Source organism: Rhizobium sp. BG4 (assembly GCF_016864575.1).
Lineage (GTDB): Bacteria > Pseudomonadota > Alphaproteobacteria > Rhizobiales > Rhizobiaceae > Rhizobium.
Window position 1 is genome coordinate 582,828 of the sequence record NZ_CP044125.1, and the last position, 16,077, is coordinate 598,904.

The following is a 16,077-nucleotide window of genomic DNA, read 5'->3' on the forward strand; positions in this document are numbered from 1 at the left end:
CCGCCCGCAAAAGTCATTGAAGGGCGTCATTCGCCCGGGAATAGCTTGGCGAGGAAATCGCGCATGGCGCCTTCGTCGAAGGGCTTCACGAGAAGCGGCACCTGCTGCAGGTCGGCGGGAAAATCCGTGGTGTCGGAATAGCCGCTGACGAAGCCGAAGGGGATCGAACGCTCCTTGAGATGACGGGCAAAGCCGAAGCTCATCGACTCGCCGAGATTGACGTCGAGCAGCGCGAAATCATAGGTCTCGGCGCTGACGGCCTCCATCGCCTGATCCAGGCTGTTGGCAATGTCGATCGTCTCAAGGCCGACGGCGCGCAGGATATCTTCCGCTTCCATCGCAATGATGAGACTGTCTTCCAGAACCAGAACACGGGTTGCGTTCATGATTTATGCCCCTCGCTGTGCGCCGCTGACGGCGCGCACCGTCTTCTCAAACCGCATTTCTACCTCTGATGCCCCTCTTGGCCGCCGCGATTGCAAAATCTCGCGGTCCACACCCTAACTTCCCCACCTGCTCGATAGAAAGCAAACCGGGAGGAAAAGTGGCATGTCCGCACCTTATTTTCCATAGCACCGATTTGCATTTAAAAAAGACATAGTTGTTGAAACGCTCATATAAAAGGGCGCCGGCCCTCCGCAAGCCCTTCCCAGCCGGCGATCTCCAAGAGGCCCTCGCCGTTCAGCACCTCGCAGCCGCGCTCCTGCCAGCGGATCAGTCCGCGCTCGGCCAGTTTCTTCAGCGTCTTGTTGGTGTGGACGATCGACAGGCCGAGCGTATCGGCAATGTGCTGCTGGGTGATCGGGATGAATTTTCTGCCGTTGAACAGGTTGAGCCGCTTGCCGCGTTCATAGAGGAAGGCGACGAGATAGGCGGCGCGCTCGAGCGCGGTGCGGCGGCCGATGCTCAGCAGATGCTCGTCGAGGATTCGCTCCTCCTGCGCGGCGATCCAGGTGATGTCGAAGGCGAGCGACGCATGCTTGTTATAGAGCGTCATCAGCTTGTCGCGCTCGAAGACGCAGAGCGAGACGGGTGACAGCGCCTCGACCGAATGCTGCATCTCGTCCATGATCGTGCCCTGCAGGCCGATCAGGTCTCCGGGCATCACATAGTTCAGGATCTGGCGGCGGCCGTCTTCCAGTGTCTTGTAGCGAAAGCCCCAGCCGGAGAGCACGGTGAAGAGATGGGCGCTGTTGGCGCCTTCGACGAGGATCGTCGCCCCCGCATCGGCGGCAAGCTCGCCCTTCTTGAAGCGACTGACGAAATCCAGTTCGTCACCGCTGAATTCCCTGAAATGCGGCAATGGCCGCAAGGGACATTGCTCGCACGGTGTCTTGAACGAATGCGCTGGTTTTGCCGTTGCCATCCCTGCCCGAGCCCGCAAAAATCGGCGCCGCCGGTCCGCAGCGCCGTTCGATGCTGGAAATGCGACGGCGGGGATTTTGTTCCGCGAACGGCCGGGATTTTTTATTGAAAAACAATGGCGTGAGGAGAGCAAGCGGGATTTCTTGCCGCTGGGTTCTTGGAGCCCCCTCATCCCCGGCGCAACAAGTTGCGCCTGAAACCTATCGGGCCACCTTCTCCCCAAGGGGAGAAGGGAACGGGAACGTTGCGGCTAGTCCCTTCTCCCCTTGGGGAGAAGGTGCCGGCAGGCGGATGAGGGGGCTACGGGCGCTGCAATCAAAGTTCTTGCACCGCCCCACCCCCGTCAGCGCGGGAAATCCAGGCCCATCTCGCGGAAGCGTTCCGGGTCATCGCCCCAGTTTTCGCGCACCTTCACGAACAGGAAAAGGTGGACGTTCTGCTCGAGGATTTCGGAGAGCTCGCGGCGCGATGCGGACGAGATCGCCTTGATGGTTTCGCCACCCTTGCCAAGCGCAATCTTCTTCTGGCTGTCGCGCTCGACATAGATGACCTGCTCGATGCGCACCGAGCCGTCCTTGCGCTCTTCCCACTTCTCGGTCTCGACGTGAGACGAATAGGGAAGTTCCTGGTGCAAGCGCAGGAAGAGCTTTTCGCGGGTGATTTCGGCGGCGAGCTGGCGCATCGGCAGATCGGAGATCTGGTCTTCCGGATAGTACCAGGGGCCTTCAGGCAGCGTCTTGGCGAGATAGTCCATGACATCGTCGCAGCCCGAGCCGTTTTCGGCCGAGATCATGAAGGTCTGGTCGAACTGGACGGTCTGGTTGGCGGTGGCGGCCAGCGCCAGCAGCAGTTCGCGGTTGACGCGGTCGATCTTGTTCAGGACGAGGATCTTGCGCTGCGGCACATCCTTCAGGCCTTCGAGAATGGCTTCGGCATCGCCACGCAGACCGCGCTCGCTGTCGATCAGCAGCATGATGACATCCGCATCCTTGGCGCCGCCCCAGGCCGACGTCACCATGGCGCGGTCGAGCCGGCGGCGCGGCTTGAAGATGCCTGGCGTGTCCATGAAGACGATCTGTGCGTTGTTGTGGATCGCGATGCCGCGCACGATGGCGCGCGTCGTCTGAACCTTGTGGCTGACGATCGACACCTTGGCGCCGACCAGCCGGTTGACCAGCGTCGACTTGCCGGCATTGGTCGGCCCGATCAGGGCAACGAAGCCGGAATGCGTTGGGCCATGCGTTTCTTGGGCGCCATCATGCGCCATGTCGTTTTCTTCGGTCATCGTTCCGTCAATTCCCGGCAGAGGACTTCTGCCAAATAGCTTCGCGTTCGAGCATTCTTGTCGCTGCGGCCTGTTCGGCTGCGCGCTTGGAGCGGTCGATACCCGTTTCCGGGGAGACACCGGCCACTTCCACCGTCACCGTGAAGCGTGGATCATGATCCGGCCCGGTGCGTTCTTCAACACGATATAGGGGCGTCACGCCAAATTTCGCGTGGGCCCATTCCTGCAATTCGGTCTTCGCGTCACGGCGAGCGCCATCGGCACGCACCGCCCGCTTCTCCCAGAACTTCAGGATGAAGCGGCGGGCGGTCTCCAGACCACCGTCGAGATAGAGCGCGGCGATCAGGCTTTCGACCACATCGGCGCGCACGTTCATCATCCGCTTGCCGGTGAGTTTCTTCACGTCGGCGCCAGTGCGGATGAAAAGATGCAGGTCGAGCTCGTCGGCGACGGCCGCGCAAGTGTCTGCGCTGACCAGCTGGTTCAGCCGGACAGAGAGCTCACCTTCCGCGGCAGTGCCGAAGGTCTTGAAAAGCAGCTCGGCGATGCAGAGGCCAAGCACTCTGTCGCCGAGGAATTCGAGACGTTCGTAATTGCCGCCCTTCTGCGTTCGGGCGCTGGCATGCGTCAAGGCGCGGTCCAGGCGCTCCTTCTCGGCGAACTCGTGACCGATCAAGGCTTCAAGCTTGGTCCGGTCTGCCGCCGAGAGCGTCTGAGCCTTGCTCATTCAACGACCTTGAAGAGACGGTCCCAACGCATGTTGGACGGCCATTTCCAGATTTCGCGGAACGAGGTGTCATTGCCGAGCGAGAAGAAGATGACGCTGGCGCGGCCAACGAGGTTCTCGGCGGGCACGAAGCCGACGTCGAAGCGGCTGTCCAGCGAGTTGTCGCGGTTGTCGCCCATCATGAAGTAGTGACCTTCGGGAACGACGAATTCCTGGGTGTTGTCACCACGGGACACCGGCGACTGGTCGAGCGTGTCGTAGGTCTTGCCGTCATCCAGCGTTTCGCGGAAAACCGGAACGTCCTGGCCCGGATCCTGCGCATAGTCGGAATTGAAGGTGCCGTCTGCGACCTTCGGAACCGGCTTGCCGTTGATCAGGAGAACGCCGTTCGTCACCTGGATCTTGTCGCCCGGGAGGCCGACGACGCGCTTGATATAATCGATCTCAGGGTTCGGCGGGAAGCGGAAGACGACGATGTCGCCGCGCGCCGGTTCGCTGCCGAAGATGCGGCCGCTGAACAGGTTCGGCGAGAAGGGCAGCGAGTATTTCGAATAGCCGTAAGCGAACTTGTTGACGAAGATGTAGTCACCGACCAGGAGCGTCGGCATCATCGAGCCGGACGGGATGGTGAAAGGCTGGAAGAAGACGGTGCGGATCACCATCGCCAGCAGCAATGCCTGGATGATGACCTTGATGTTTTCCCACAGAGCGTTCGGCTTGGTATCGGCTTTTTCGGACACGCAGTCTTATTCCTTAAAGGCGCCGAAGCGGCGCAATTCTATAGTTGCTTCTCTCTAGCGGCTTCGGCCGGTGGCGGCAATGGCGCGAACATTAAAAGCGACGACAGGCCGCGGCTCAGCCTGCTTCCGGCAGCGCCTCGATGATCACGAATGCCTGAGCAAGCGGATAATCATCGGTTATTGTCAAATGAATGACCGGACGGTGCCCGGCAGGCATCATCGCTTCCAGGATGACGGCAGCCCCACCCGTCAGCTTCATCGTCGGCTTGCCGCTCGGCAGGTTGACGACGCCCATGTCCTTCCAGAAGACGCCCTGGGCGATGCCGGTGCCGAGCGCCTTGGAGCAGGCTTCCTTGGCGGCAAAGCGCTTGGCGTAGGATTCGGCGCGGTTCGCGCGGCGGTCGGAGCGGGCGCGCTCGACATCGGTGAAGCATCGCTGCGTGAAACGCTCGCCGAAACGCTCGATCGATTTTTCGACGCGGCGGATGTCGATGAGGTCGCTGCCAATACCGATGATCATGAAAGGTCCTTCTGCGGGCGGAACGTCAGACGGTGGGCACGTCATGCACCTGATGGCTGAGACGCAGCTTGGCGCGCTCCATCAGGCGGGCGCGGCGGCGGGACTGGAAGCCCCTGACGGTGTAGAACGTCAGCGCGTAAAGCACAACCGAGGTGACGGCACCGGGCGGGATGGCGCCGATCAGCATCGGCTCCAGCACGGGGCGCCAGAGCTCGGTGAAATTCAGCTGGTGGAACATCTCGTGGAGATCGATCGACTGGCCGCCCAGCGTATCCTTGCGGGCGAGCACGAGATGGCCGATTTCCCAGGTGATGCCCCAGATGAAGGGATAGGTCAGCGGATTGCCGAAGGCGGCGCATCCGAGTGCCGCGGCCACCATGTTTCCCGAGAGAAAATAGGTGATCACGAAGGCCATGATGAAATGCACGCCGATGAACGGCGTCCAGGACACGAACACACCAGCGGCCACGCCCGCCGCAACAGCATGCGGCGAGGCCGTCAATCTCATGACGCGCATTCTCAGATAGCGCGCGGGACGCAGAAAGCCTTTGCGGGGCCACAAGGCCTCCCGCATTCTCTCGCGAAATCCTGCAGGTTTTCTACGGCGGAACAACATGGCGGCTATTTAGTGCAGCGCACCTCACCATGACAAGAGCGGCGAAAAATCACGGGGTCCGCCTACCGCTCTTTGCTATCGTCACACTTTTCAGTGTCTACTCACAGGGCGCACATAATGCATGGCGCCCCATCACATCTTCGCAAGTATTAACGGGTACGGAACAGACCGCGGTCAACCTGACGCTGACGATACTCAAGATCGATACGGTCGTACGAGCCGTTCAGGTAGGCCATTTCACGTTCCTGAGCATTCGGAGCGCGAAGAGCGCGGGCGATTTTCTTGATAGGACCAAACATAGCGTTGCCTCTTTCTTTCGTTCATTCTCTGATGACACGGAAGATAAGTGCTGCAGCGCACAATTACCAACGCTCTAATACAGGTGCAGCCATGCGCATTGCGCATGCCTCGCCTTTTCGTCGTGCAAATTCGGTCACAAAACGATCATAAAATGTGCAGACGCCTCAGTCGTAGAGGCGCCGCACCGTCGCAATGCAGTCCAGTTCCTTGAGCTGGGCGAGCATCTGGTTCAGCTGGCGGAGGTCCCAGACCTCGATATCCAACGTCATTTCGGTGAAATCGGCGGCAACGCGCACCGTGTTCAGGACGCGGATGTTGACGTCGAGACCGCCGACCGTCTGCGCCACTTTTGCAAGGGTGCCCGGCTCGTTCAGCGCATTGACCATGATGCGGGCCATGAAGCGAGACTTGTTGGCCTCGTCGAGATCCCAGCGTACGTCGATCCAGCGGTCCGGCTGATCGTCGAAGTGCTGGAGCGCCGAAGACTGGATCGGGTAGATGGTGATCCCCTTCCCCTTCTCCATGATGCCGACGATGCGATCGCCGGGCACGGCGCCGGTGGGTGCGAACTGCACGGCGATGTTGCTGGAGATGCCGCGGATCGGCACGGCATCGACGCCCGCCTCGCCTGCCAGCAACCCGGCTTCGGCGCCTTCCTTGGTCTTGCCCGGCACCTTGAAGATCATGCCCGAGGCGCTGCGGACGTTGAACCAGCCTTCATCGCCGCTCGGCTTGACGGTGACGCGCTCGTCCTGGTGATCCGGATAGACAGCGCGCAGCACGTCGAGCGAGGACATCTCGCCGCGGCCGACGGCGGCGATGGCGTCCTCGACATCCTTCTGGCCGAGGCGGTGAAGCGCGGGCTTCATGGCATCGCGCGAGAAGATCTTGCCGGCGCGGTCGAAGGTGCGCTCGAGAATGCGGTGGCCAAGGCCGACATATTGCTTGCGGATCGCCATGCGGGTGGCGCGGCGGATGGCGGCGCGCGCCTTGCCGGTGACGACGATCTCTTCCCAGGCCGCCGGCGGCACCTGCACGCCGGAGCGGATGATCTCGACTTCATCGCCATTTGCCAGGCGCGTCACCAGCGGCATGATGCGGCCGTTGATCTTGGCGCCGACCGTGGTGTCGCCGATATTGGTGTGAACGGCATAGGCGAAGTCGATCGGTGTCGCCCCACGCGGCAGCGCGATCAGCTTGCCCTTCGGGGTGAAGCAGAAGACCTGGTCCTGGAAGAGTTCGAGCTTGGTGTGTTCGAGGAATTCTTCCGGGCTGTCGCCCTCGGCCAGCGCCTCGATCGTATGGCGCAGCCAGGAATAGGCATTGGATTCGCGCGAGAGGATGTCGCCCTCGGGGCTGGTCGCACCGTCCTTGTAGAGCGTGTGCGCGGCGATACCGTATTCGGCGATCTCATGCATGCGCTTGGTGCGGATCTGCAGCTCGATACGCTGCGAGGACGGACCGACGATCGTGGTGTGCAGCGAGCGGTAGTCGTTCTGCTTCGGCGTCGAGATATAGTCCTTGAAGCGGCCGGGCACGACGCGCCAGCGGGTGTGGACGATACCGAGCGCCCGGTAACAGGCCGGGATCTCATCGACGAGGATGCGAAAGCCATAGACATCGGAGAGCTGCTCGAAGGAGAGCGACTTCGACTGCATCTTGCGGAAGACCGAATAGGGCTTCTTCTGGCGGCCCTTGACGTAGACGCTCTCCATGCCGTTCGCCACGAGCAGATCGCGCAATTCCGTCTCGATCTTCTTGACCAGGCCTTCATTGCGCTGGGAGAGCTCCTCCAGGCGTTTGGTGACGGTCTCGTAGGCTTCCGGATTGATATGGCGGAACGAGAGTTCCTCGAGCTCGTCGCGCATGTCCTGCATACCCATGCGGCCGGCGAGCGGCGCATAGATATCCATCGTCTCTTCCGAGATACGGGCGCGCTTGTCGGCAGCCATATGGTCCAGCGTGCGCATGTTGTGCAGGCGGTCGGCGAGCTTGACGAGCAGCACCCGCACGTCGTCGGAAATGGCGAGCAGCAGCTTGCGCAGGTTTTCGGCCTGCTTGGCCTTCTTGGTGACGAGGTCGAGCTTCTTGATCTTGGTGAGGCCCTCGACGAGACGGCCGATATCCTCACCGAACAATTCGTCGATCTCGGCGCGGGTCGCCGTCGTGTCCTCGATCGTGTCGTGCAGCAGGGCGACTGCGATCGTCGACTCGTCGAGATGCATGTCGGTCAGAATGGCGGCGACTTCGAGAGGATGGGAGATGTAGGGATCGCCGCTGGCCCGCTTCTGCTGGCCGTGCTTCTGCATGGCGTAGACATAAGCTTTGTTCAGCAGAGCTTCATTGGCATCGGGCTTGTATTTCTGCACCCGCTCCACGAGCTCATACTGACGCATCATGCCGCAACAACTCCGATAAAAATAAAAGCGCGCCAATCAACGATTGGCGCACAGATTGGCAATAATATGCCCTAGCAATAAAGGCGCAAGATTGACGATTGGTAATCGTCAATAAAGCCGCGAGACTTAGTAGTCGTCGCTCTTTTCCGGCGGCACGAGGCCTTCGATACCGGCAAGAAGTTCTTCTTCCGACATCTGGTCGAAAGTGATGGTTTCCGGCAGGTCGTCCTGCTCTTCGCCATCGGCAGCGGCAACACCGCCGGCAGCAATCAGGCTTGCCGGATCGGGCTCGGGCTCGTCGACTTCGACGTGCTTCTGCAGCGAATGGATCAGGTCTTCCTTCAGATCGTCGGGAGACAGGGTCTCGTCGGCGATTTCGCGAAGGGCTACAACCGGGTTCTTGTCGTTGTCGCGATCGATAGTGATCGAGGCACCCTGGGAAATCAGCCGGGCGCGGTGGCTGGCAAGCAGAACCAGCTCGAAGCGGTTCTCAACTTTGTCGATGCAATCTTCTACTGTGACACGGGCCATTGCCTGTCCTTTGCGGTCGTGATCTCGGGATTGACACGCCCGATACAATTAAAACCCGGCGAATTCAAGTTTTTCGTGCGTTGACCCGTAGTTTCCGGGCTATCCTGTTAAAATCACACAGGGAATATGACATTTCCACCAATAGTTGCTTGGAATATGCCGAATCGTGCCCTAAATCTCCTGTATATGAATAATTCATAAATTACGGATTATTCCTCTCGGCAGGCAAGTCATTGTTTTTATGTGATTTTGGCGAGAGCCCATTTGGATTACTCTAATTGGATTGGCAAGCGATGTTCGACCCACGGGAAAAAATTGCACTCTTCATTGATGGCGCCAACCTCTATGCGGCATCCAAGAGCCTCGGCTTCGATATTGACTACCGGAAGCTGCTGAAAGCCTTCCAGAAGCGCGGCTATCTGCTGCGTGCTTACTATTATACGGCGTTGATCGAAGACCAGGAATATTCGTCGATCCGCCCGCTGATCGACTGGCTTGACTATAACGGCTACAAGGTCGTGACCAAGCCTGCGAAGGAATTCACCGACTCCATGGGCCGCCGTAAGATCAAGGGCAACATGGATATCGAACTCGCGATAGACGCGATGGAACAGTCCGAAACCGTCGATCACCTGGTGATCTTCTCCGGCGATGGTGATTTCACGACGCTGGTGGAAGCGCTGCAGCGCCGTGGCCGCAAGGTTTCGATCATCTCGACGATGGCAACGCAACCGCCGATGATCGCCGACGATCTGCGCCGCCAGGCCGACCATTTCATCGACCTTCTGTCGCTCAAGGCCGAAATCGGCCGCGATCCGTCCGAACGTCCGCAGAAGCCGGTCGCCGAGACCACGGCTGCCGCCGACAGCGACGACTGACCAAGACGGCCGGTTGCAACCGGCCGCATCATTCCCTGGAAATTTGTGAGTTTCGCAGCCGGTCACGATCGGCTGCACCAAGCGGTTGCGCCTCGCAGGCGCTGAGGAACTCGCGCGAAGGCGGCTGAAGGATCAGCCGTTGTCCTTCATCAACCGGCTCTTCTGCCGGTTCCAATCGCGTTCCTTCTCCGTCTCGCGCTTGTCGTGCAGCTTCTTGCCCTTGGCGAGCGCCAGCTCCATCTTGGCGCGGCCGCGATCGTTGAAATAGATCTTCAGCGGCACGAGCGTCATGCCTTCGCGGTTGATACCGGAGCGCAGGCGATTGATCTCACGGGCCGAAAGTAGCAGCTTGCGGCGACGGCGCGGCTCGTGATTGAAGCGATTGGCCTGCAGATATTCCGGCAGATAGGAATTGATCAGCCAGATCTCGCCATCCTCATCCGACGCATAGGATTCGGCGATATTGGCCTTGCCCTCGCGCAGCGACTTGACCTCGGTGCCCTTCAGCACGAGGCCTGCCTCGTAGGTATCGATGATCTCGTAATTGAAGCGCGCCTTGCGATTTTCGGCGACGATCTTCTTGACGACACGCTGGCTGCCTTTGGGGGCCATGACGAAATTCCAATTCTTGGGGCGCGCAACGGCGCGCCCTCATTTGCTGCCCATTATGTAGGGGAACTGCAAGTGCTTGTGAAGACAGGAGCCCTGCCCTCACCCGCAGCTTAGTTCAGGAGGCCGGCGTGGCGGAGCGCCGCGTCCATGGCCGCCTCGGTGCCGGCTTCCAGCGAGGAGACCAGCGGCGAGCGGACATTGCGGCTCATACGGCCGAGCTTGTTGAGGCCGTACTTGGCGCCGCAGACGCCCGGCTCCATGAAGACGGCCTTGTGCAGCGGCATCAGGCGATCCTGATATTCCAGCGCCTTCACGTAATCACCCGCAAGCGTTGCCGCCTGGAACTCCGCACAGAGGCGCGGAGCGATATTGGCAACGACGGAGATGCAGCCGACGCCGCCATGGGCATTGAAGCCCAGCGCCGTCGCGTCTTCGCCGGAAAGCTGGCGGAAATCATTGCCGCAGGTAATGCGCTGGTCGGAGACGCGCTCGATCTTGCCCGTCGCGTCCTTGACGCCGACGATGTTGGAATGCGCCTTGGCAAGCACACCCATCGTTTCCGGCGACATGTCGATCACCGAACGGCCCGGGATGTTGTAGATGTAGATCGGCAGCTTGACCGCTTCGGCGATCGCCGAGAAATGCGCGATCAGGCCCTTCTGCGTCGGCTTGTTGTAATAGGGCGTGACGACGAGAACGGCATCCGCGCCTGCCTTTTCGGCATGCTGGGCGAGCTCGATCGCTTCGCGGGTGTTGTTCGAACCGGCACCGGCCATGACGGGCACGCGCTTGGCAGCCGCTTCGATGCAGAGTTCCACGACCCGTTTGTGCTCGGCATGCGACAGCGTCGGCGATTCGCCGGTCGTCCCGACAGGAACGAGGCCGCTGCTTCCCTCTTTGATCTGCCAGTCGACGTGAGCAGCGAAAGCCGCCTCATCAACATTGCCGGCATCTGTGAAAGGGGTGACGAGGGCGGGAATGGATCCCTTGAACATGCAGAACTCCCTAAGGCCGAAATCCACGCTTCGGCCGCATTCTTTGGATAAGAGTTGCGCACCATAGAGCGGTGAAAACGCCGCGACAAGCGTGGTGAGATCGGTTTAGGGCAAATTCCGATATCAAATGTGAACGAAGTTTACCGGTTCCGGTAAGCTTTCATTAAGATGCCGTTTGCGAGACTTGGGGCCACGTTTTCGTTGCGAGTATCCCGAATGAAAAGAGCTGTCCTGATCCTGACCGCCCTCGGCCTTTCGGCCGCCGCGTGGGGCAGCGCCGCGTCGCCATTGCCGCAGACGGACATTCCGGTACCCGACGCCAAGCCCCTCGGCTATCTGCCGCAGACCTCCGCCCCCGAAGCGATCATGACCGGCGCCATTCCGCGCACCGTCGCACCGATCAATGGCGACTTGAAGAGCGGCCTCGACGCGCTCTCGGCCAAGAACCCGCAGCAGGCAATCTCCATCCGCGACGGCATGGCCAAGGGAACGCTCGACCGGCATATCCTGACCTGGGCGATCGCCATGTCGGGCCTCAAAGGCGTGCCCTCCTACGAAATCGCCGGCGCCTCCCAGGAACTGAAGGGCTGGCCGGGGCTTTCCAGGCTGCGCGCCAATTCCGAGCGCGCGCTCTATGACGAGAACCCCGATCCGGCAGCGGTGCTCGCCGCCTTCGGCGAGACGGCACCTGAGACGACGCAGGGCGCGATCGTTCTGTCCCGGGCCTTGATTTCAGCCGGAAAGCAGCAGCAGGCCGCCAAATATATCCGCAAGGTCTGGCGCGGCGAAGGGCTGGACAAGGACACCGAGGACAAGGTCCTCGCCGAGTTCTCCGGCCTGCTTTCCCCCGCCGATCACAAGGCGCGCATGGACTATCTCATGTATCGCGGGCGCACGGCGCAGGCCAAGCGCTTCGGCGACATGGGCCAGGCGCAATCGCTCTACAAGGCTTGGTCGGCCGTCGCCGCCAAGGCACCGAACGCGGCTGCCCTGCTCAATGGCGTCGATGCGAAGTGGGGTACCGATCCCGGCTATCTCTTTGCCCGCATCGAATATCTGCGCAAGCAGGACAAATATGCCGAAGCGGCCAAGCTTCTGGCGCAGATGCCCTCGAAGCGCGACGAACTCGTCAATGCCGGCGAATGGTGGAACGAACAGCGCATCGTCAGCCGCGGCCTGGTCGATCAGGGTCAGTTCGCCGCCGCCTACAAGATCGTCGCCAACAGCGTTGCGACCAGCACGGCCGATATCGTCGAAGCCGAATTCCATGCCGGATGGTATGCGCTGCGTGGGCTTCAGGAGCCGGAGGCCGCCGAGACGCATTTCCGCAAGATCCTGCAGGTTTCCAGCGGACCGCTTTCGGTCTCGCGCGCCTGGTACTGGCTCGGCCGCGCCGCGGAAGCCGGTGGTCCCGGCAAGTCCGCCGAATTCTACACCAAGGCCGCAAGCTTCCCGAGCACCTTCTACGGTCAGCTCGCCAGCGAACGCCTGGGCCGCAAGACACTGAATGTCGCCTACCCCTCGCCGAGCGCCGCGGACCGGCAGAACCTGCAATCACGCGAAGCCGTGCAGGCAATCTCCCGCCTTGAGGCTGCCGGCCATGGATGGCGCGCCGCGACCCTTTATCTGGCGCTCGCCGACCAGATCCAGAGCCCCGGCGAGCTTGCGATCCTGACCGCGCAGGCCGAACGCTCCGGCGACCATCACCTCTCGCTGCAGATCGGCAAGATCGCCTATTCGCGCGGCATCGATGTCGCAGCCCTCGCCTTCCCTGTCGGCGTCATCCCGTCGAGCGCCAATATTTCCGGCTCCGGCAAGGCGCTCGCCTATGCGATCGCCCGCCAGGAAAGCGCCTTCAACCCGGCCGCCGTCTCCGCCGCCAACGCCCGCGGCCTGCTTCAGCTACTGCCGGGCACGGCCAAAGCTGTCGCCAAACGCCATAACATCACCTTCTCCGCCGACAAGCTGACGGCCGACGCCGGCTATAACGCCACGCTCGGCGCCCATTATCTGGGCGAACAGATCGACGCCTTCGGCGGCTCCTACATCCTGACCTTCATCGCCTATAACGCCGGACCGAAGCGTGTGCCCGAATGGATCGCCCGCTACGGCGACCCGCGCGGCAAGAATATCGACGAGATCGTCGACTGGATCGAGCGCATTCCTTCCCCGAGACGCGCAACTATGTGCAGCGTGTGATGGAGAATTACGAGGTCTACAAGGCAAGGCTGGGCCAGACGCCCGATATCGAACGCGACCTGATCGGCGGCCGCTCCTCCTGAGACCGCTTGCAGATTGAGGCGCCGGCGCTAACCTCCCTGGCAACAGGGAGATGACGATGACGACGAATTTCAATACCGGCTTCGTAGCGCAGACGATCACCACGGCCGACGGCCTCAAGCTGCATGCCCGGGATTACGACAGCGCGCATGGAGACGCCCTCCCCGTCATCTGCCTGCCCGGCCTGACGCGCAATTCCCGCGACTTCCACCAGTTGGCGATCATGCTTTCGAGCCATCCCCAATCCCCCCGCCGCGTCATCGCCTTGGACTATCGCGGCCGCGGACAATCGGATTGGGATCACAACAAGGCCAACTACAACATCGCCGTCGAGGCGCAGGATGTGCTCGCCCTTTGCGAAACCCTCGGCATCCACCGCGCCATCTTCATCGGCACCTCCCGCGGCGGACTGATTCTGCATCTGATCGCCGTGATGAAGCCGGAGCTGCTGGCGGGCGTGGTGCTGAACGATGTCGGGCCGGTGCTTGAGGTCGAAGGGTTGCGGCATATTCAGAACTATCTCGGCCATGCCAGAGCGCCCCGTGATTGGGACGATGCGGCGGCCATCCTGCAGGATCTACACGGCAAGGCGTTTCCGGCGCTCGGCTCGGAGGACTGGCGGGAGATGGCGGAGGCGCTCTACCGCCGCGATGGCGATCGCGTCGTCAGCGATTTCGACCCCGCGATTGCGGAAGCGATGGTTGCGGCGGATCTCAGCAAGCCGTTGCCGGAGATGTGGGCACAGTTCGAAGCGATGAGACTGGTGCCGCTGCTGGTCGTGAGGGGTGAGAATTCGACGCTGCTCTCGGAGGAGACGGTCAGGGAGATGGCGAAGCGGCACCCAAAGAGCGAGAGGATCATCGCCGCCGAGCAAGGGCATGCACCGCTGCTGCATGTTGATGGGATTGGCGAGCGCGTCGTGCAGTTCGTCAATGCCTGCGGATAGACGAACAACGCCTTTTCTAACGAACTAAGCCCGCAGCAATACCCGCAATACAAAAAGCCCGGCTCAAAGAGCCGGGCTTTCCTGATTAGACCGAAGTCAGATCAGATTAGAATGCACGCTGCAGGCGGAAGAAGCCCGTTACGCCATCCAGGTCGCCGCCGGTGAGGTCGGAGTCGTGGTTGACGTAGGTGACTGCCAGCTTCGTGGAGAGGTTCTCAACGATCTGGTAGTCGAGCGTTACGCCAGCGCGCCACTCATGACCACCGTCCCAACCGTCGCCGCCAGCTGCGGTGAGGGCTTCCGGATCGACGTTAGCCGTGTACTGAACGCCGGGGGTGATCGTGAACTTGTCGGTTGCCTTGATAGCGTACTGAGCAGCGATAGCCCATTCACCGTTGAAGTAGTACTGGCTCGGGCCGGAAGACCAGATGCCAGCGATACCGAAGGTGCCCGGACCAACATCAGCCGTCAGACGAGCGCGGATTGCGCCGTTTTCAGCGTCGACGTCGTAGCCACCGATCACCTGATAGGTGAAGGCGCCAGCAGTGCCGCCGACAGCAACGTCGATACCGACGTTGTTCGAGCTGTTCTGCAGGTCAACGGTGCCAGCAGCGATCGAGGTTGCAACACCACCCTTGATGCCATTGAACTGCGAGGCATTGCCGGCGTTGCCGCCGAGCTCTTCAACAGCGATACCAGCGTAGAAGTCGCCAGACTCATACTGATAACGGATCGAGTTGAAGCCCGTCGAACCGGAGTTCGTTACGTCGAATTCGCCCGAGAAGTCATCGTCCCACCAGTTGTAGATACGGCCGACACGCAGACCAGCGATGTCGATGTATGCGGTGTCGAGAACAGTCTCGTTGGTGGAAGCAGCGCCGCCGCCCGTGTAGTTAGCCTGGTAAACGATTACGCCGGTGAGCGGGCCGTATTCGGTGTCGCTCTTAGCCGTGAACTGAACCTGACCGCGGGTCTTGGCATTCCAGTCTTCGCCGCCGTCGTTGTCGAACGCATCGCCGAAGCCGAAGTTTACGTCAAAACGAACGTAGCCTTCGATCTTGAGGCAGGTTTCGGTGCCCGGGATGTAGAAGTAGCCAGTGCCGTATGCGTCGCAAACGCGAACGTATTCTACTGCTTCCGGCTCAGCTGCGACGATTGCGTCGGCAGCCTGTGCGCCAGATACTACTGCCAGAGCAGCAGCGGAGCCGAGAAGAAGGCTCTTGATTGTCATTGGTGACCTCCAATTCAAAGTTTCGATCGGGTCTGGGATTTTTCGCCGTTAGAGCAGCGTTCCCTGCCCCATCCCCATGTTTCAAGAAGTCGGACGATCAACCGCCCTCGCTTCCGAGGTTGAAAATACAAGACGGCGTCCGTCACGCAATCACCAACTGCCACCTTTGTGCTGTTTGCATCTGCCTTCACAGACCCCTGTTGCTCAAAGGACACAAAATAGACATACGCCCCATCGGCTTCTTTATACTTCGTTAAGAAACTCCCGGTTTTGCAGGGGTTTAGCGCTATAGAGCATGTGGAGAAACCGGCGATATGTGCCGCAATGATACCGGTTTTCCGCCGGATTCGGGGCTTTTCGTGATTTGCTTATAAAGGTGCCGATGCTGCAGCGAAGCAGTTCGAAGCTTGCCGAGCCGCGGTGAATCACTGACCGGCGCCGATGATTCCCGATTTTGATTCTGCACCGCGCTGAATTCGATTCCATCAACGACAAAATCCGCCGGAAGGATTCGCGGCGGACGATTCAGAATTCGATGCTGGGAAATCTCTAAGAAGGATGGCGGAGAAGATGGGATTCGAACCCACGATACCCTCTCGGGTATACTCCCTTAGCAGGGGAGCGCCTTCGACCACTCGGCCACCTCTCCGGT

The 16,077-nt window shown here is 60.7% G+C and carries 15 protein-coding genes, 1 tRNA gene and 1 pseudogene; 3 read left to right on the forward strand and 14 right to left on the reverse strand.

Annotation, left to right across the window (positions count from 1 at the left end):
- Positions 1-26: 26 nt before the first annotated feature.
- The 10 genes from F2982_RS03135 to rpoZ form a co-directional block, all read right to left on the reverse strand.
- Positions 27-386 (reverse strand): response regulator, encoded by a 360-nt coding sequence (locus F2982_RS03135; RefSeq protein ID WP_130282870.1) that lies wholly within the window; start codon positions 384-386, stop codon positions 27-29.
- Between the two features lie 227 nt (positions 387-613).
- The gene (locus F2982_RS03140) at positions 614-1,366 is read right to left on the reverse strand and encodes a Crp/Fnr family transcriptional regulator (protein WP_112719577.1); all 753 of its coding nucleotides are present in this window, start codon (positions 1,364-1,366) and stop codon (positions 614-616) included.
- 342 nt (positions 1,367-1,708) lie between these two features.
- Entirely contained in the window at positions 1,709-2,650 is a 942-nt protein-coding gene (era, locus tag F2982_RS03145) for a GTPase Era (protein WP_203429197.1), read from the reverse strand.
- Positions 2,651-2,657: 7 nt separating this feature from the next.
- The gene (gene rnc / locus F2982_RS03150) at positions 2,658-3,377 is read right to left on the reverse strand and encodes a ribonuclease III (protein ID WP_203429198.1); all 720 of its coding nucleotides are present in this window, start codon (positions 3,375-3,377) and stop codon (positions 2,658-2,660) included.
- Positions 3,374-4,117, reverse strand: a complete 744-nt coding sequence (gene lepB, locus F2982_RS03155) for a signal peptidase I (RefSeq protein ID WP_112719580.1) — start codon at positions 4,115-4,117, stop codon at positions 3,374-3,376. The genes rnc and lepB overlap by 4 nt, the downstream gene beginning before the upstream one ends.
- Before the next feature lie 115 nt (positions 4,118-4,232).
- The gene (gene acpS / locus F2982_RS03160) at positions 4,233-4,637 is read right to left on the reverse strand and encodes a holo-ACP synthase (RefSeq protein WP_203429199.1); all 405 of its coding nucleotides are present in this window, start codon (positions 4,635-4,637) and stop codon (positions 4,233-4,235) included.
- A gap of 25 nt (positions 4,638-4,662) precedes the next feature.
- Positions 4,663-5,253, reverse strand: coding sequence for a DUF2062 domain-containing protein (locus F2982_RS03165; RefSeq protein ID WP_112719582.1), 591 nt, complete (start codon positions 5,251-5,253; stop codon positions 4,663-4,665).
- A 149-nt stretch (positions 5,254-5,402) separates the two neighbouring features.
- Positions 5,403-5,552 (reverse strand): DUF3563 family protein, encoded by a 150-nt coding sequence (locus F2982_RS03170; protein WP_112719583.1) that lies wholly within the window; start codon positions 5,550-5,552, stop codon positions 5,403-5,405.
- Positions 5,553-5,717: 165 nt separating this feature from the next.
- Positions 5,718-7,952, reverse strand: coding sequence for a bifunctional (p)ppGpp synthetase/guanosine-3',5'-bis(diphosphate) 3'-pyrophosphohydrolase (locus tag F2982_RS03175; protein WP_203429200.1), 2,235 nt, complete (start codon positions 7,950-7,952; stop codon positions 5,718-5,720).
- 126 nt (positions 7,953-8,078) lie between these two features.
- Positions 8,079-8,483, reverse strand: a complete 405-nt coding sequence (rpoZ, locus tag F2982_RS03180; RefSeq protein ID WP_112719585.1) for a DNA-directed RNA polymerase subunit omega — start codon at positions 8,481-8,483, stop codon at positions 8,079-8,081.
- A 293-nt stretch (positions 8,484-8,776) separates the two neighbouring features.
- Here rpoZ and F2982_RS03185 point away from each other — a divergent pair, with 293 nt between their 5' ends.
- Positions 8,777-9,361 (forward strand): NYN domain-containing protein, encoded by a 585-nt coding sequence (locus F2982_RS03185; protein WP_112719586.1) that lies wholly within the window; start codon positions 8,777-8,779, stop codon positions 9,359-9,361.
- 132 nt (positions 9,362-9,493) lie between these two features.
- Here F2982_RS03185 and smpB read toward each other — a convergent pair whose 3' ends face one another.
- Together smpB and dapA are read right to left on the reverse strand one after the other, a co-directional pair.
- On the reverse strand, positions 9,494-9,973 hold the full coding sequence (smpB, locus tag F2982_RS03190; RefSeq protein WP_112719587.1) for an SsrA-binding protein SmpB: 480 nt from the start codon (positions 9,971-9,973) through the stop codon (positions 9,494-9,496).
- Positions 9,974-10,083: 110 nt separating this feature from the next.
- Positions 10,084-10,968: a 4-hydroxy-tetrahydrodipicolinate synthase gene (gene dapA / locus F2982_RS03195; RefSeq protein ID WP_203429201.1), complete on the reverse strand. Its 885-nt coding sequence runs from the start codon at positions 10,966-10,968 to the stop codon at positions 10,084-10,086.
- Between the two features lie 216 nt (positions 10,969-11,184).
- On the opposite strand from dapA, the pseudogene F2982_RS03200 reads away from it, so the two are divergent.
- Together F2982_RS03200 and F2982_RS03205 are read left to right on the forward strand one after the other, a co-directional pair.
- Positions 11,185-13,250 (forward strand): annotated as a pseudogene (locus F2982_RS03200) (lytic transglycosylase domain-containing protein).
- A 56-nt stretch (positions 13,251-13,306) separates the two neighbouring features.
- Positions 13,307-14,194, forward strand: coding sequence for an alpha/beta hydrolase (locus tag F2982_RS03205; RefSeq protein WP_203429202.1), 888 nt, complete (start codon positions 13,307-13,309; stop codon positions 14,192-14,194).
- Between the two features lie 106 nt (positions 14,195-14,300).
- Here F2982_RS03205 and F2982_RS03210 read toward each other — a convergent pair whose 3' ends face one another.
- Together F2982_RS03210 and F2982_RS03215 are read right to left on the reverse strand one after the other, a co-directional pair.
- A complete protein-coding gene (locus F2982_RS03210) occupies positions 14,301-15,425 on the reverse strand; it encodes a porin (RefSeq protein ID WP_203429203.1) in 1,125 nt (374 codons plus the stop codon).
- 559 nt (positions 15,426-15,984) lie between these two features.
- A tRNA-Ser gene (locus tag F2982_RS03215) sits at positions 15,985-16,074 on the reverse strand.
- Positions 16,075-16,077: the final 3 nt, after the last annotated feature.

Coding starts and splice junctions, on each gene's coding strand:
- acpS (WP_203429199.1), bottom strand. CDS start 4,637: ATGATCATCGGTATTGGCAGCGACCTCATCGACATCCGCCGCGTCGAA.
- F2982_RS03140 (WP_112719577.1), bottom strand. CDS start 1,366: ATGGCAACGGCAAAACCAGCGCATTCGTTCAAGACACCGTGCGAGCAA.
- F2982_RS03175 (WP_203429200.1), bottom strand. CDS start 7,952: ATGATGCGTCAGTATGAGCTCGTGGAGCGGGTGCAGAAATACAAGCCC.
- F2982_RS03135 (WP_130282870.1), bottom strand. CDS start 386: ATGAACGCAACCCGTGTTCTGGTTCTGGAAGACAGTCTCATCATTGCG.
- dapA (WP_203429201.1), bottom strand. CDS start 10,968: ATGTTCAAGGGATCCATTCCCGCCCTCGTCACCCCTTTCACAGATGCC.
- F2982_RS03210 (WP_203429203.1), bottom strand. CDS start 15,425: ATGACAATCAAGAGCCTTCTTCTCGGCTCCGCTGCTGCTCTGGCAGTA.
- era (WP_203429197.1), bottom strand. CDS start 2,650: ATGACCGAAGAAAACGACATGGCGCATGATGGCGCCCAAGAAACGCAT.
- F2982_RS03170 (WP_112719583.1), bottom strand. CDS start 5,552: ATGTTTGGTCCTATCAAGAAAATCGCCCGCGCTCTTCGCGCTCCGAAT.
- F2982_RS03205 (WP_203429202.1), top strand. CDS start 13,307: ATGACGACGAATTTCAATACCGGCTTCGTAGCGCAGACGATCACCACG.
- rpoZ (WP_112719585.1), bottom strand. CDS start 8,483: ATGGCCCGTGTCACAGTAGAAGATTGCATCGACAAAGTTGAGAACCGC.
- smpB (WP_112719587.1), bottom strand. CDS start 9,973: ATGGCCCCCAAAGGCAGCCAGCGTGTCGTCAAGAAGATCGTCGCCGAA.
- F2982_RS03185 (WP_112719586.1), top strand. CDS start 8,777: ATGTTCGACCCACGGGAAAAAATTGCACTCTTCATTGATGGCGCCAAC.
- rnc (WP_203429198.1), bottom strand. CDS start 3,377: ATGAGCAAGGCTCAGACGCTCTCGGCGGCAGACCGGACCAAGCTTGAA.
- F2982_RS03165 (WP_112719582.1), bottom strand. CDS start 5,253: ATGTTGTTCCGCCGTAGAAAACCTGCAGGATTTCGCGAGAGAATGCGG.